Source organism: Falsibacillus pallidus (assembly GCF_050990905.1).
Classification (GTDB): Bacteria; Bacillota; Bacilli; order Bacillales; family DSM-25281; genus Falsibacillus; species Falsibacillus pallidus_A.
In genome coordinates this window covers 890,420-904,659 of record NZ_CP158866.1, presented here as the reverse complement: position 1 = coordinate 904,659, position 14,240 = coordinate 890,420, and the positions used below count along the sequence as shown (strand labels likewise).

Annotated in this window: 16 protein-coding genes; 6 read left to right on the top strand and 10 right to left on the bottom strand. The window is 44.4% G+C overall.

The genetic code is table 11. From position 1 onward, the window contains the following. Positions 1-8: 8 nt before the first annotated feature. Together ABTV07_RS04840 and ABTV07_RS04835 are read right to left on the bottom strand one after the other, a co-directional pair. Entirely contained in the window at positions 9-1,064 is a 1,056-nt protein-coding gene (locus ABTV07_RS04840) for a fatty acid desaturase (protein WP_433748179.1), read from the bottom strand. A 216-nt stretch (positions 1,065-1,280) separates the two neighbouring features. Then, a complete protein-coding gene (locus tag ABTV07_RS04835; RefSeq protein ID WP_433748177.1) occupies positions 1,281-2,456 on the bottom strand; it encodes an MFS transporter in 1,176 nt (391 codons plus the stop codon). A 219-nt stretch (positions 2,457-2,675) separates the two neighbouring features. On the opposite strand from ABTV07_RS04835, the gene ABTV07_RS04830 reads away from it, so the two are divergent. Then, positions 2,676-3,611, top strand: coding sequence for a sigma-70 family RNA polymerase sigma factor (locus ABTV07_RS04830; protein ID WP_433748174.1), 936 nt, complete (start codon positions 2,676-2,678; stop codon positions 3,609-3,611). A gap of 65 nt (positions 3,612-3,676) precedes the next feature. Here ABTV07_RS04830 and ABTV07_RS04825 read toward each other — a convergent pair whose 3' ends face one another. Next, positions 3,677-4,327, bottom strand: a complete 651-nt coding sequence (locus ABTV07_RS04825; protein WP_433748172.1) for an HAD family hydrolase — start codon at positions 4,325-4,327, stop codon at positions 3,677-3,679. A gap of 122 nt (positions 4,328-4,449) precedes the next feature. Here ABTV07_RS04825 and ABTV07_RS04820 point away from each other — a divergent pair, with 122 nt between their 5' ends. Then, a complete protein-coding gene (locus tag ABTV07_RS04820; protein WP_433748169.1) occupies positions 4,450-4,893 on the top strand; it encodes a hypothetical protein in 444 nt (147 codons plus the stop codon). Between the two features lie 349 nt (positions 4,894-5,242). Here the strand turns inward: ABTV07_RS04820 and ABTV07_RS04815 are convergent, their stop codons facing one another. Together ABTV07_RS04815 and ABTV07_RS04810 are read right to left on the bottom strand one after the other, a co-directional pair. Further along, positions 5,243-6,019 (bottom strand): 3-hydroxybutyrate dehydrogenase, encoded by a 777-nt coding sequence (locus tag ABTV07_RS04815; protein WP_433748166.1) that lies wholly within the window; start codon positions 6,017-6,019, stop codon positions 5,243-5,245. Positions 6,020-6,088: 69 nt separating this feature from the next. Then, positions 6,089-7,375 (bottom strand): GntP family permease, encoded by a 1,287-nt coding sequence (locus tag ABTV07_RS04810; RefSeq protein WP_433748164.1) that lies wholly within the window; start codon positions 7,373-7,375, stop codon positions 6,089-6,091. Positions 7,376-7,568: 193 nt separating this feature from the next. Between ABTV07_RS04810 and ABTV07_RS04805 the strand changes: the two genes are divergently transcribed. Then, positions 7,569-8,453: a LysR family transcriptional regulator gene (locus ABTV07_RS04805; protein ID WP_433748162.1), complete on the top strand. Its 885-nt coding sequence runs from the start codon at positions 7,569-7,571 to the stop codon at positions 8,451-8,453. 108 nt (positions 8,454-8,561) lie between these two features. Continuing rightward, positions 8,562-8,972 (top strand): carboxymuconolactone decarboxylase family protein, encoded by a 411-nt coding sequence (locus ABTV07_RS04800; RefSeq protein WP_433748160.1) that lies wholly within the window; start codon positions 8,562-8,564, stop codon positions 8,970-8,972. A gap of 202 nt (positions 8,973-9,174) precedes the next feature. Here the strand turns inward: ABTV07_RS04800 and ABTV07_RS04795 are convergent, their stop codons facing one another. The 4 genes from ABTV07_RS04795 to ABTV07_RS04780 all read right to left on the bottom strand — a co-directional run bounded on the left by ABTV07_RS04795 (position 9,175) and on the right by ABTV07_RS04780 (position 11,375). After that, on the bottom strand, positions 9,175-9,396 hold the full coding sequence (locus ABTV07_RS04795; protein ID WP_433748157.1) for a hypothetical protein: 222 nt from the start codon (positions 9,394-9,396) through the stop codon (positions 9,175-9,177). After that, complete coding sequence (locus ABTV07_RS04790; protein WP_114747383.1) at positions 9,393-9,722, bottom strand: heavy metal-binding domain-containing protein; 330 nt, start codon at positions 9,720-9,722, stop codon at positions 9,393-9,395. Before ABTV07_RS04790 ends, ABTV07_RS04795 begins: the two co-directional genes overlap by 4 nt. Before the next feature lie 33 nt (positions 9,723-9,755). Next, entirely contained in the window at positions 9,756-10,208 is a 453-nt protein-coding gene (locus ABTV07_RS04785) for a GNAT family N-acetyltransferase (protein ID WP_433748155.1), read from the bottom strand. A gap of 63 nt (positions 10,209-10,271) precedes the next feature. After that, the gene (locus ABTV07_RS04780; protein WP_433748152.1) at positions 10,272-11,375 is read right to left on the bottom strand and encodes a DUF4236 domain-containing protein; all 1,104 of its coding nucleotides are present in this window, start codon (positions 11,373-11,375) and stop codon (positions 10,272-10,274) included. Positions 11,376-11,574: 199 nt separating this feature from the next. Between ABTV07_RS04780 and ABTV07_RS04775 the strand changes: the two genes are divergently transcribed. Together ABTV07_RS04775 and ABTV07_RS04770 are read left to right on the top strand one after the other, a co-directional pair. After that, positions 11,575-12,093, top strand: coding sequence for an RNA polymerase sigma factor (locus ABTV07_RS04775; RefSeq protein WP_433748149.1), 519 nt, complete (start codon positions 11,575-11,577; stop codon positions 12,091-12,093). Then, positions 12,083-12,976: a DUF3298 domain-containing protein gene (locus ABTV07_RS04770; protein ID WP_433748146.1), complete on the top strand. Its 894-nt coding sequence runs from the start codon at positions 12,083-12,085 to the stop codon at positions 12,974-12,976. Before ABTV07_RS04775 ends, ABTV07_RS04770 begins: the two co-directional genes overlap by 11 nt. Positions 12,977-13,338: 362 nt before the next feature. Here the strand turns inward: ABTV07_RS04770 and ABTV07_RS04765 are convergent, their stop codons facing one another. Continuing rightward, the gene (locus tag ABTV07_RS04765; RefSeq protein ID WP_433750998.1) at positions 13,339-14,235 is read right to left on the bottom strand and encodes an IS3 family transposase; all 897 of its coding nucleotides are present in this window, start codon (positions 14,233-14,235) and stop codon (positions 13,339-13,341) included. Positions 14,236-14,240 lie beyond the last annotated feature (5 nt).

The following is a 14,240-nucleotide window of genomic DNA, read 5'->3' as shown; positions in this document are numbered from 1 at the left end:
GTTCTAACTCAGGAGTACTTATTCTCTTTCCTGAGAACAGGATTTGCTACTACCTTAACATTTTTTGACTGTACTTGTCTCTTCGCTGCCTTGTAGCCGACGAATTTTTTTCCATCCTCATCCCACAGTCGGAATTTCAAGGACTTGAGGCTTGTAGCCAGCGTAATGGTCGGTACATTTTGAAGTTCTTCAGAGTTTTCATGAGCCTGCTCTAATTTGTAATTCGGCACTCTCGGGCTTAAATGGTGGATATGGTGGTAGCCGATATTTCCTGTCAGCCATTGAAGCAGCTTCGGCAATTGATAATAAGAGCTGCCTTCTACAGCTGCTTTGACATATTCCCAATTCTCGTTTTCTTCAAAATAGGAATCTTCAAAAGTATGCTGCACGTAGAATAGCCACACTCCGGCTGTACCGGAAATCATGAAGATTGGAAGCTGTACAAGCAGGAATGCCTTCCAGCCAACCAGCAGGCAAAGTGCTGCGGCCGCAGCTGCAATCAGGATATTCGTCAGATACGTATTCCACTTTTCCTTTTTGCGAGCGCCTTTGCGGTTGAAACGGTTTTCAAAAAGAAAGACATAAATCGGTCCAAGAACGAACATGACGAACGGATTGCGATACAGTCTGTAGGCAACCTTTTTCCAAAATCCAGCTTCCCTGTACTCATCAACGGTCAAAAGCCAGATATCCCCTGTACCACGCTTATCGAGGTTGCTGCTTGTCGCATGGTGGACAGAGTGGTCATGCTTCCACTGTTCGAATGGGAACAGCGTCAATACGCCTGTCACCATCCCTAATATCTTATTCGCACGCTTGCTTTTAAAAAACGATCCATGGCAGCAGTCATGAAAAATGATAAACATCCTGATCAAAAATCCTCCTGCAATCACTGCGATTCCAAGGGTGAGAAAATAAGAAATTTGTAGACTTTCATAGGCTAAATACCATAGCAGGAAAAAAGGAGCTATCGTATTGATCAATTGAAATATACTATTGCGTGTCTCTGCTTTTTCAAATGCTGCCACTTGCTTACGGAGCATGTTCTGTTTTTGTTTAGTCATTCATCATCAAATCCTTTTTCGGTTGATGTCCTTAGTATAAAGAGATTTGAAGAAGATATGCAGACATAGCCGTCATGTTGGGTACATGACACTTGTCATGGTTGGGGCTGAAAACCCAGTGGTGGTGCGGGTTTGCGGGTAGTAATTAATTTGTGGAGAATTATGAGGTGCCTGTCACGCCCCGGTTTTTGTCGAAAAAAAGTACCCAAGCGTTGATCAGCTTGAGTACCTTGCTTTTGCGCCAAACCGTTTTCTGAGCAAGAAGGCCATGCCCAGGAATACGGCTCCGGCAAATCCATATAACAGGTTGTATCCTCCAATCCCTACAAGAAGGCTTCCGATAATCGGTCCGCAAGCCATCCCCATGTAGCGGAAGAAATTGTAGGCTCCGATGGCTGTCGCCCTTGTTTCCTGGAAGACTTGCGTAAGTATCGTGGTCTGCACAGGAAGGGACAGCCCTAAGAATAATCCGAACAAGATGATGGAGACAATCAGCAGCCCTAATGAAATATGAGAGAGCGACAAGAAAATGAACAAGGAAATCGCATTGAGGAACGACGTCCCCATGATGACCTTTTTTTCATCAAACTTTTGCAATCTGCCCCCAATGAAGCTTCCAATCACGATGCTGAACGACAGTGGAACGAACACAAGCCCTTTTTGCTCCACGGAAAGCGAGTACTGCTCATCCAATAGCGACGGCAGGAACACGAGGAAGTTGTACATCGAGTAATATTGGATGAATCCAAGAAAAATGATCGAGGAGCCGATTGGATTTTTCAACAGTGTGAAATAATCAGTGAAACGGAATTTACGTTTCTCGGTTGCAGCAGGCATCGTTTCTTTCAAGAAAAAGAAATTTCCGGCCAAAATGATCACACCAACTGCTGCAAGCGCAAGGAACACGGTATGAAAATTGAAAGAGCCCCCGAGGAAACCTCCGACGACTGGACCCACAACCGGTCCCAAAGAGACCATCATTTGAAATGTCCCCATCGGCTTGAATCGGGACTTCCCATCAAATAAATCGCCAATCACCGTAACAGCAATAACGGATCCTGCTGCAATCCCCACTGCCTGCAGTGAACGGAATAAGAGCAGCAAATAAATTGAATTGGAGAAATAGCAGCCGATCGTCGCTGCTAAATAGAAAGAGATGCCGGTGAGCATGACCTTCCTCCGCCCTTTTGAGTCAGCCATCGGACCATACACCATCTGCATGATGGCCAAAAAAATCGTATAGAATGAAATCGTCAAGTTTACAAGAAAATGGCTTGTATGCAATTCTTTGATGACGTCCGGGATGATCGGAACATAAATCGTCTGAGAAAATGGACCAAGAAATGCCGCAAACGCGGTTAAATAAACGATAAAGCCTCTATGTTTTACCACTTCATAACTCTCCTTTGAAACCGGTTGACGATCACCGGATGATGCCTTTTACAATAGTTGTATTATACACCCAGAAGAAACATAACGGCAGGAAACGGACTTATTTTTTCAAACCTATTTTTCATGGAAAGAAATTTGGTAAACTATTTTAAAAACTTCGTATAAATTTCCATGGCTCGATCGTTTATATATTGAAAGAAACTTTTTGGAGGCGAGAAAATGGAGCAGACCACAACGATATCGAATAAGCTGGTAGATGATGCACGCTCAGTAAAAAACTCATATGATGCGCTTGTATCAGAGTATTACAATGACCTTTGGAATTACTGCAAATACATTACGGGCTCAGCTTGGGACGGAGAAGATCTTTTTCAGGAGACGCTAATTAAATCTTTCGGGCTGCTTCCCCAAAGATGGAGCGAAATTACCGATAAGAAATATTATTTATTCAGGATGGCCACAAATACGTGGCTGGATCAGTGCAGAAAAAGAAATCGGGAAATCGGTATTCTGAATGAAACGACAGAAGCCCACTACGAGTTTTCTGATAAGCTGGCATTGCAGGAGATCTTGATATCATTGGATTCCCATTTGCCACCTAAGCAGACGGCAGCATTTCTTTTAATGGATGTTTTTCGTTTCAGCGCTGAAGAAGCAGCCGGCATTGTCCGTAGTACACCAGGCGGAGTCTATGCAGCAGTCCAGCGTGCGAGGCGAAAAATAGAATCATTAGACTTTATGAACGTAAAGACCAAGGGAGAGTTCCAATTGAACCCTACTATCAAAGCGTACTTAGAAGCTTTCAACACAGGGGATCTCGATAAAATGTTAAGTTTATTCAGCGAACAGGCGCACAATGAAGCATTCAATGGATTCCAGGAATTCTCTAAAGAAGAAATGGTGAAGGGCTCGCTCCGCTTCGGTCTGCCGGGACACTCCGCCAAAGAATTCATCCTATGGGGAAGGCCTGTCATCGTGGTGTTGGCGGAAGGTGAACATGGTCCGGAAATTCACGACATTCAAATCCAGGAAGTAGAAAACGGAAAAATCGTTTCGCACCAGAGCTACTTCTTCCGAAAAGAATTTATTATGGCAGCTGCAAAAGAACTAGGCTATCACCCGCAGCTCATAAAACCCCCAGTCGACTGGAGTTAATGAATCGGGTGGCGCCTTCACTGTGAGTAACACTGCAGGTGACAGGCACCACCCGGTTTTTGTCGTTATTTGTCGCTTACAATGATCCCCAAGACTTCTTCTAGTTCATCAACCACATAGTCTGCTTCCACACTTTCCCACTGTGTATCCCTTTTCCATATGGTCTTCATCCCCATTGCCTTGGCAGCTTTCATATCATTGTCAGGGTGGTCCCCGATATAAATACTTTCTGACGGAGCAGTACCAAGCACTTTCAACGCTTTTTGAAATATCATGGAATCAGGCTTTTTAATCCCTTCCCGCTCCGATATAATGATGCAATCAAAGTAACACTCTACCCCCAGCGCTTGGATACTGCTCATCTGCATCCTTTCGAATCCATTTGTAATGAGACCGAGCTTATATCCAGCAGCTTTTAAGCCTTCCAGCAATTCGATTAAGTTTGGAAATGGAACGCAATGTTTATGAAACGACTCAAGGTAGTCTTCCAATAGATTTTCCCATGTCATTTGCGGAATATCGAATTCACGCAGCATCTGCTGATAGACTTTGTCTTTCCACACATATCCCCTTGCATCGAGTTCAATGAATCTATGTATATATTTTTCTTTATCGGCGATTCCGAGTCTATCTGCCTGATCCGCAGCAAATTTCAATACCGAAGCATCCCGATCCAATAAGGTTCCGTCCAAATCAAATAAAACGGCTTTTATCATCTCTCCCTCTCCTTTTCTGATAATCTATTTTCATCATAGCCGTTTTCCATAAGCATTTACAGTTACAGCGAATTTGAGTTTGTTATAATAGAATTACGGCTTGAACAAAGGAGGTTTTTCGAATGGCCAAATCAATGAAATCGAGAGCAGCAACTTGGGTCCGCCAGCGTGTGGAAGATTCATATATTCAGTCCGAACAGGACTCTTTAAAAAAGCACTACCTTCGATTTAAACTGGAAGGATTCTGCGACGAACCGGAAATCCACATGGTGGCCGCGGATGATGGGCTTGAGTGGGGATATACGGAGTTTTTCTTGGATGGAACTGTCCCTGTCCCGAAAAAAGTCCAGCTTCATGCGTTGGCCTGGACGGAGCTCAACACGATTCCAGAAGAAGAAAAAATGGACAAAATCCATGAGGAAATGATGAAAGCGATCAACCTTAAGAAGAAAGAATACCGCAAGTGCCAATACTGCGAAAACAAGATGCACCAAGACGAGTTCTATGATAAGAAAACGTGCAAGAAATGTGCTAAGAAGCACCATGGCAGCTATAGTGGAAACTGATGGAGGCGGGCAGATTGCCGCTGGCGCATAAGCAGTCGATTTTCGCGCATAAGAGGCGCTGTCTGGCGCAAAGCAGACGTTTTTTCGCGCAAAAGCTGCCCTGAATGGCGCATAGCCGCACGTTTCCGGCGCATAACCCAATAATCAGCCCCTTTGCCATCCGGCGAAGGGGCTTTCGTTTGCCTTTTGCGGCAAGATATCAGTCTTTTTTTAATATATCAGCCAATTTCAAGCCCATATCAGCCAAAATTCAATTATATCTATCAACTTTACACAAATATCGGCCAGCTGCCGCAAAACAATCAAAAAAAACCCTCCACAAATGTGAAGGGGCAATCCATATCTATCATTATTGAGCTGTGTAGCCTCCGTCGATGACGACCGCCTGGCCAGTTACGCTCTTTGCTTTGTCGCTTGCCAAGAACATAGCGTAGTCGGCAATTTCGCTTACATCAAGCAAACGCTTCTGTGGAACCAATGGATAGATGACTTCTTCGAGCACTTTTTCCAATGGTACATTGCGAGTTTCCGCGATGTCTTTCAATTGGCCGCGAACAAGTGGAGTGTCCACATATCCAGGGCAGATGGCATTGACTGTGACACCGTCAGCAGCAGCTTCCAATGCAGCTACTTTTGTCAGGCCGATGACGCCATGCTTCGCGCTGTTGTAGGCTGCTTTGCCGGCGAATCCGATAAGTCCGTTAATGGAAGAAACGTTGATGATGCGTCCGAATCCTTGTTCTTTCATGATCGGGAAAGCATATTTTGTTGCGATGAATGGAGCAGTCAGCATGATCTTGATCATCAATTCGAATTTTGCAGTTGGGAACTCTTCGATTGGTGATACGTGCTGAAGTCCGGCATTATTGATCAAAACGTCAACGCGTCCATAATGTTTGTGCGCTGTTTCAATCATGTTTTTGATATCTTCTTCGCTAGTTACGTCCGCTTTCAGGCCGATTGCATCGAATCCTTGTCCGCGAAGATCTTCAGCTGCTTTTTCAACGCCTTCTGCATTTAAGTCAGTCAAGACGACTTTGCTTCCGTTTTGAGCAAATTCTTTTCCGATTTCAAATCCGATTCCGCTTGCAGAACCTGTGATGACGACTACTTTATTTTCAACCATTCTTTCCAACTCCTATCAATTTTTGTTTCTAATTCTTTCATAACCTAAAAGCTTCTTATTGAAACGCGGTTAGATCAGGCCGATGCTTGCAAAGATGATGCCGACGATCATGGCGATGGTCGGTATGAGAAGCCCCACCATAAAGACATCTTTGTAGCAGTCCTTGTGTGTTGACCTTGTTACGGCTAACAAGGTCAGCAATGCGCCGTTATGAGGCAGGATGGATGCACCTGATGCAATGGAAGCCATTCTGTGAAGTGCTTCCGGGCTGACTCCTGTCGTCTGCGCAAGGCTGTAGTACGTGTGGCCCAATGCTTGAAGGGCAATCCCCATTCCGCCTGAAGCAGAACCAGTGATCATGGCAAGGATCTGGACAATCAAGGATTCCGACACGAGCGGGTTGTCTGATATCCCAAGAAGCATGTCCGTGATGTTCTTGAAATCCGGTACAGCCGTGACGACAGCGCCGAAACCGACGGCAGCACTCGTATTGATGATGGCCATGACAGAACCTTTCGCCCCTTCATTAATGGACGGGATGAACTTTTTATATTGCGTGATATTAATCAATAAAATAGCAATGATGCCAGCAAGCAATGAAGGCAGTGGATCGAGTTTGACAACGTCCAGTAATAGGATGACCAATAGCAGCGGAATCAATGATAGAATCCAATTTGGCAGCCTCTCATCCTTTTCGCTGCCAGAGGTTCTTTCCCCTTCAATCTCTTTGAATGTGTCGCCGGCAGCGCTCATTTTTTTCTCGCGATATGCAAGCCACAAGTATCCGCCGACTGCCATGACGATTGTTCCTGCGATTCCCATGATGGAGCCTGCCATTGGGGTCGTGTGGAATGAATCCATTGGAATCAAGTTCTGGATCTGGGGTGTTCCAGGTACAGATGTCATGGTGAACGTGAATGCTCCAAGTACGATTGTCGGAGCGATTAATTTCCTTGAAATGTTGGCAGCCTTGAATAATGCGACTGCAATTGGATAAATGGCAAAAACAACTACGAACAAACTGACTCCGCCGTATGTCAAAATGGCAGATGCCGCGAGCACGCCGAGGATTGCACGCTTTTCCCCGATTAGTTTTGTGATTTTAAATGCAACGGACTTTGCCGCTCCGGTGTCTTCCATCAATTTTCCAAAGACGGCACCCAATAGGAATATCGGGAACCACTTCTTGGCGAAATCAACGAAGCCGGTCATATAGGTTTCTGTATAGGTGTGCATCAGATCCATGCCGCTTAGCAGTGCAACGATCCCTGCTACAATCGGCGCGACCCAGATGATGGACCAGCCCATGTAGGCCAAAACCATCAGCAGCACCAAGCCTATGATGATACTCAGCATTTTCTTTCCTCCCTCTTGATGTTAAACTCAGGCATGTTTTTATGTTCTTTTTCCTTATTTCTCCACTTGCCGTCCGGACAGTTATATAAGAAGCAACAGAAGAAATTTTACTCCTTTTGTAAAAATAAATAAAATGAATTAAAGTTATATGTATCATTCAAAAAAGTTATCGGAAATAGGAGGTGTTCCTTATATGGATATACGACAATTGACTTATTTTCTCGAAGTCGCAAGGAGCCGCAGTTTCACAAAAGCTTCGCAAGTCCTTCACCTCACTCAGCCGACATTGAGCAAAATGGTGAAAAGCCTGGAAGATGAGCTGGAAATGGATTTAATCGACCGTTCTGCCAGACAGATCGAATTGACCGAGGCAGGGGAAATCGTCTTTGAGCAGGGGCAGATCATCATGGAGTCTCTCGATCATTTAACCATGAATCTAAATGACCTGATGCTGCTGAAAAAAGGAAGGATAAAAATCGGCATTCCTCCCCTCATTGGATTCTTATTTTTCCCGCGGATCATTAAAGAGTTCCAGGATCTTTATCCGGATATTGCCATCAAGCTGATCGAACATGGCGCCAATAAAGTGGAAGAAGAGGTAAAGGACGGATTGATCGACATCGGCGTCGTGGTCCTTCCCCTTGATAAAGAGGCATTCGATATCGTTCCATTCGTGCAGGAAGAACTTATGCTTTTTGTCCATGCAGACCATCCGTTTGCAAAGAAGAGGCAGGTGAAAATGCAGGAACTGCAAGAGGAGACGTTCATCTTGTTCAGCGAGGATTTTGCCCTCCATCACCGGATCATCGATGAATGCGTGAAAGCTGGATTCCAGCCAAACATCGGCTATGAAAGTTCACAGTGGGACTTCATCAGCGGAATGATCGGGGAAAACTTAGGAGTATCCATCCTGCCTTACTCCATTTCGAAAAAAGTGGATCCGGAGGTCATCAAGGCTGTTCCGATCGTGGACCCATCGATTCCATGGAGGCTTGGGCTGATCCTGAAAAAGGGCCGGTATGTTTCCCATGCATCGAGGGCGTTCATTGACGTCATTTCATCTTTATATGAAAAATAGACTTATTCCTAAATTGAATACTTTATATAAATAATATGTATTTTACGAATATGTTTAATTGGTCTATCATGACTTCTGTAAGCAATTTTCATTTCAGGAGGAATTGACATGAGTGAACAGCGCTATCAGCACGGTTTGGATAAATTAATGGAATATACACTGACAGATAACAAAAACATTTCTACACACTTGAAAATTTCAGATGACTTGCAGGACATCGCACCGGATGTAGCCAAATATATCATCGAGTTTGCCTATGGAGATATTTACTCCCGCTCCGGGCTTTCCAACGAAAGAAGAGCGCTCGTGACCATTTCATCCCTTGTCACCCAAGGAACGGAGCCGCAGCTTGAACTTCATCTCAACACAGGATTGACGGCAGGATTGTCTCCGAAAGAAATAGTAGAAAGCATCATTCAATTGATCCCATACACAGGATTCCCGAGAGTCCTCAATGCATTGAATGTGGCAAAAAAAGTATTTGCGCAGAGGGATGTTAAGAAGGAATCGGTTCAGTAAGAAAAGCGCAAGCGCTCCGGTAGCTTCGACCAGCATAAGACGGAACTCGAAGGAAATCCTGATTTCCGTAGAGGTACGGCTTATGACTCGAGGGGCTGGGTGCTGGAGCTGGACATAGAAAAGCGCAAGCGCCTGATAAGAGGCGCCGAGGTTGGACAATTACAAAAATGGAGCCTCCCACTTGATTCGGGAGGCTCCTCTTTTATTCTTCTTCTATATAAATCCTTTCACCCGTTTCCGGATGCATATAGACTCTTGATTTCTTGCCTGTCACTGGGTCGATGGAGACTTCCTGCGTCGGTTCGAATCCATCCAACGGTTTTCTATTTGTTTGCTTATATCGGCGGTCCTTCCTTTTAGATATGATCCAAAAGAGCAAGATTGCCGCTAATTGAAACAGGATGTAATAGAGAATCCATCTCATTGCTGATCTGACTTTTCTGCTACAACCGCCGTTCCATAGGCAACGATCTCGCTCATATTCTGGCCGATTTCACCGGAATCGAAGCGGAACATGATGATTGCATTCGCACCCATGGCATGCGCATTTTTCGTCATGCGGTCAAGCGCCTGCTTCCTCGCATCCTCAAGGAGCTGCGTATACTCTTTGATTTCACCGCCGACAAGCGATCTTAATGAAGCGGTCACCTGGCCGGCAAACCCGCGGCTTCTCACCACTAGGCCGTAGCAGGCACCCTTCACTTCCTTGATTTCGTAGCCTTCTATTTTTTCAGTCGTGACAACCAGCATGAGACCCTCTCCCCTTATTATTACTCTATCTATTTATAATTTCTTTTCCATATTAATATTCGTTGGCTGGTAGCCGATTTTTTCGTATAGTTTCCTGGCCCTTGTATTGTGGCCGAAAACGTGCAGCATCATCTTATTGATGCCAAGTTCTTTTGCCTTGGTTTCAATTTCACTCATGACGGCCTTCCCGTATCCTTTACCTTGGTATTCTTCAAAGATATACACGTCATATATGTAGGCTGCCAGTTCCTTTTTCGCAATCCATATGATGCCGGTATTCAGGTCCCCGTCATAGGCGCTGTACAAATAATTGTCTTCTGTCTGCACTCCATCAGGCAATAATCTTTGGTACTCATCAGTGGATTTTTGCAGCGCTTCTTCTGCTTTCCAATTCCCTGAAGCAGTCTTTTCTTCCGCATACTGCTTGATAGCTTTTTCAAGGTATTTTTCATATTGTTCAGGTGTCATCGGACGAAGTTCAATCATCTATACCCCTCCCCTTTTCAATGAATATTTTACCATATCCGTTTGGTTATAGATATTGGCTTCTTAACCTAAAACCTCTAATTTTTCCACTTTATCAAAACCTGCTGTCTTCTTGAACTTCATGTTATGTTCAAAGTTCTGCATGGAATCTGAGCAGTCGATTCCATCGAAATTCAGTTTGTTTAAAGTCTTTCTTTCGATTTTGACTGAGAGGATGACCGTTTCTTCCTCATAACCCGTTGCCGTATTCACTCTTGTGTCCAACGCATGGATGTACAAGGTATTCAGCGGCAGAAGGGCAAACATATCTCTGGCAATCCTCAATACACAGCTGCAGACGTAGTCCTGCTGGATATCGAAGTATTTCGTTTTTGTCATCGCTTTTGTCGAGAGCTTCCCAGTCTTTGTCAAGGATAGCTGCTCCTTTGGCACCACGCTGTCGCTGTTGACCTGAAACTCAATCTCCATGACTTTCGGATCTTCCGCAAAAAATTCGAATCCGCTTCCGAATTCCAGAAGGTCATCAAGCGGAGCGAATTCATTGATTACCTCAAAATAAGCATCAATGTCCCCCTCGATGACTTTCGTCGCAATAAGGCGGTCACGCTCCCAAGAACGATAGTCTTCTTCATCTTCTTTTCGTGCCGCTTCAATGGCTTCCTCTAATTTCCTGCGTTCTTTATCCTCTTGTTTAAAAAGTTTCCCGATAAAACCAGGCTTATAGTTTTTAAGTTTATCCGCAGCACTCTTTTCATTTGGCCCCATTACTCCATGATCCTTTTCATAAGGCGGAGAGGAACTTCTTACTTTGATCCAATTGACAGGATCATCAGCCTCCTTATGGATGGAATGGATGCGCTCAATCGTATTTTCATAGGCTTCCACTGCCAAACTTGCAGCCTCCATTTGATCCAGCTTCTCCTGCTCGCGCTGCCTTGCTGCAATCTCCCGCTGGCGATTATATGCAGGAGTCCTCCTGCTGCGCCCGCCGGAAGTGCTATAGGACAGGCCCGTACCCGGTATGCTTGTCGTGATCCGGCTTCCCGTCCGCGAATTCACGCTGTAGCGCAGCCCTTTGACACCCGTACTGAACCCGACACTCTTCGAACTCACATTCATCCGGACGCCTGGAGCAATTTTAAAACTTTTTCGAAATCTAAGACCCACGATCGACTCCCCCTTTTTAACAAATTATAGCATTGATATGGGTTTATGGATTGATTGTAAAAATTTCCTTTCTGCCAGTTTCGTCCCTGATGATAGAATAAAAGTTTAGTGAAATAGTTAAAACTTTTCATCATACTCATCGCGTCTTACATACGTCGGAACCGATACAATCTATAGGAATAAGGAGTCATGACATGTAATGAGCAGCAAAAAGTTAGAGAAGCTGCTGATCGATTGCATACAGGAAAATAAGGAGAGTGCATACCGCCTTGCTTTCAGCTATGTGAAAAATCAGCAGGACGCCCTTGATATCGTGCAAGAGTCGATACGGAAATCCTTTACTTCCGTTTCCTCCCTAAAAAATAAAACAGTGATCAAAAGCTGGTTTTTCCGGATTGTGGTCAATACTTCCCTCGATTTTTTAAGGAAGAAAAAACGAATACAACTCGTCGATGATGAAACGCTGGAAATGATCTCGCCCGGGACGGAAGACCGCTATCCAAATGTAGATTTGGAAAAAGCGATGGAAGAACTCCCTCATAAATACAGAGTGATTGTGATTTTGCGTTTTTTCGAAGATATGAAAATAGAAGAGATTTCAGCCGTTTTGAACGAGAAGATCAGTACGGTGAAAACCCGCTTATACAAGGCCCTTCGATTATTGAAGGAGCAATTATTGGATGAAGAGCTCGAGGAGGTTCAAGAATATGGGCCGTGAATTAGAAAAAATGCGTGAAGAATATAAAAACATTCCCATCCCGGATGAACTGGACTTGGTTGTAGATAAAGCTATCAAACAAAGCCGGAATCGGAAAAAGAGGACGCCTCTGAAGTGGATTGGCGGGTCGGCCGCTGCAGCAGTCATTTTTTGCTCAGTTGTTTTAACGAACTCCGCTTTCGCCCTTACACTCTCAGACGTACCCATCGTTGGTTCATTAGTAAAGCTGATTACCTCAGTGGAGTACACAATCAACGATGATCATTTTCAGGCAGATTTAAAAACCCCTGAGATTAAAAACCTGAAGAACAAAAAGTTGGAAGAAGGCTTGAATAAGAAATACCTTGAAGAAAATAAGAAGCTATACGAAGATTTCCAAAAAGACATCAAGGAAATGAAGGAAGCGGGAATGGAAGGCCATATGGGAATCGATACCGGGTACGAGGTCAAGACGGACAACAAAAAAATCCTGTCCATCGGCAGATACGTCGTCAACACAGCCGGTTCCTCCTCTACCACATTTACATTTGATACAATCGATAAGCAAAAACAGCTCTTGATCACATTGCCGAGCCTTTTTAAAGATGATTCATATGTTGATGTCATCACAGCCAATATCAAGGAGCAAATGATTGAACAAATGAAAAAGCCTGAGGACGGAAAGATTTATTGGGTCAACTACCCAGGCGGCCAAAAGCTTATGCCTGGCATGGAATTCAAGAAAATCAAGAAAGACCAAAACTTCTATATCAACGCGGACAATAAACTTGTGATTTCCTTCAATAAATATGATGTAGCACCGGGGTATATGGGGGTTCCGGAATTCATCATCCCAACGGACGCCATTCAGGATGTGCTTGTCAGCAATGAATATATTAAATAAATAGTCGCATGTAGGCTGGGCACAGGAGGGTTTGTGCCTGGCTTTTTTGTGTGGGTGTGTAGCGGCAAAGCGACTTCAAAGTGCCTGTCACGCCCCGGTTTTTGTCGGTTTATGTCGTGGTGGATCGGCGGTTTACGCTCATTTGGATAGAGAATTGCCCGCTGGCGCATAAGGGGTGTAATTTCGCGCATAGACACCATGATCCGTCGCATAGCGGTGAGGTTTTCGCGCATAGTGGACTTCTGTCAATAAAGTAGACACTTAAATGCCGGTAAATGGCGTACTTTTTTTCTTCCGCGCTTCGTTTTCACTCCGCTTGGAGGCCTCTGTCTGAAGGAACCATTTGAAAAACAATGGTTCCTTCAGGCAGAGGGCAATTTCTCCTCAGTGGCGTTTAAACGCTGTGCCTCTTTATACGCCTTTTCATACTCAATCGGAGTGGCGTATTCTAATGTCGAGTGAATCCTTTTACGATTATAAAATTGAATATAAAACTTAATGGCCCCGATGGCTTCTGCTTTTGTCTTAAACACAAACTTGTACAAATACTCTTTCTTCAGGGAGGCAAAAAACGATTCTACACAAGCGTTATCATAAGGGGTTGCTTTTCGACTCATACTAATGGTCGCTTTGGCATCCTTCAAGGCTTCAATATATTTTTTTGAACAGTACACACTTCCCCGGTCTGAATGGTGGATCCATCCCTCAGCGGGCTGGCGAATCTCAAGTGCTTCTTTTAATGCTTTTAACGGCAATTCGGCGTCCATGCGGTCATCAATGCTATAGCTAATTACCTTGCGGGAAAACAGGTCTAAAACTGGATTTAAATAAACAAATCCCTCCCCTGTATGAATATAGGTGATATCCGTTGCCCAAACACGATCTGGTTCTTCAGGATTAAAATTCCGATTCAACTCATTTTTGAACACAAGCTGCTGGTGATCTGAATCCGTGGTCTGAATGTATCGAGTTGGCGGGGTCGCATATAAACCCATCTCTCTCATGCGGTTCGTCACCGTTTTAAGGGAAACTTGTATATGATCCTCCTCGACCAGCTTTCGATAAATCCTCGGACTTCCATACGTCCCCAGGTTGTCGTGAAAATGATAGCGAATTCGCTCGTCAAGATGACGTCTCCAGCGCTGTCTCTCTGTTTCCTCCTGATCCTGTCTTTTTTCCCAAACATAATAGCCAGAAGTAGAAACATCCAAAACTTCGCACATCTTCACAACGGTATGGTCGTTTTTATTATGAAAAATAAATT

What these genes read in the sequence shown, in the direction of transcription:
- ABTV07_RS04840 (WP_433748179.1), bottom strand. Translation starts at nt 1,064, where the DNA reads ATGACTAAACAAAAACAGAACATGCTCCGTAAGCAAGTGGCAGCATTT.
- ABTV07_RS04830 (WP_433748174.1), top strand. Translation starts at nt 2,676, where the DNA reads ATGGAGCAGACCACAACGATATCGAATAAGCTGGTAGATGATGCACGC.
- ABTV07_RS04825 (WP_433748172.1), bottom strand. Translation starts at nt 4,327, where the DNA reads ATGATAAAAGCCGTTTTATTTGATTTGGACGGAACCTTATTGGATCGG.
- ABTV07_RS04820 (WP_433748169.1), top strand. Translation starts at nt 4,450, where the DNA reads ATGGCCAAATCAATGAAATCGAGAGCAGCAACTTGGGTCCGCCAGCGT.
- ABTV07_RS04815 (WP_433748166.1), bottom strand. Translation starts at nt 6,019, where the DNA reads ATGGTTGAAAATAAAGTAGTCGTCATCACAGGTTCTGCAAGCGGAATC.
- ABTV07_RS04810 (WP_433748164.1), bottom strand. Translation starts at nt 7,375, where the DNA reads ATGCTGAGTATCATCATAGGCTTGGTGCTGCTGATGGTTTTGGCCTAC.
- ABTV07_RS04805 (WP_433748162.1), top strand. Translation starts at nt 7,569, where the DNA reads ATGGATATACGACAATTGACTTATTTTCTCGAAGTCGCAAGGAGCCGC.
- ABTV07_RS04800 (WP_433748160.1), top strand. Translation starts at nt 8,562, where the DNA reads ATGAGTGAACAGCGCTATCAGCACGGTTTGGATAAATTAATGGAATAT.
- ABTV07_RS04795 (WP_433748157.1), bottom strand. Translation starts at nt 9,396, where the DNA reads ATGAGATGGATTCTCTATTACATCCTGTTTCAATTAGCGGCAATCTTG.
- ABTV07_RS04790 (WP_114747383.1), bottom strand. Translation starts at nt 9,722, where the DNA reads ATGCTGGTTGTCACGACTGAAAAAATAGAAGGCTACGAAATCAAGGAA.
- ABTV07_RS04785 (WP_433748155.1), bottom strand. Translation starts at nt 10,208, where the DNA reads ATGATTGAACTTCGTCCGATGACACCTGAACAATATGAAAAATACCTT.
- ABTV07_RS04775 (WP_433748149.1), top strand. Translation starts at nt 11,575, where the DNA reads ATGAGCAGCAAAAAGTTAGAGAAGCTGCTGATCGATTGCATACAGGAA.
- ABTV07_RS04770 (WP_433748146.1), top strand. Translation starts at nt 12,083, where the DNA reads ATGGGCCGTGAATTAGAAAAAATGCGTGAAGAATATAAAAACATTCCC.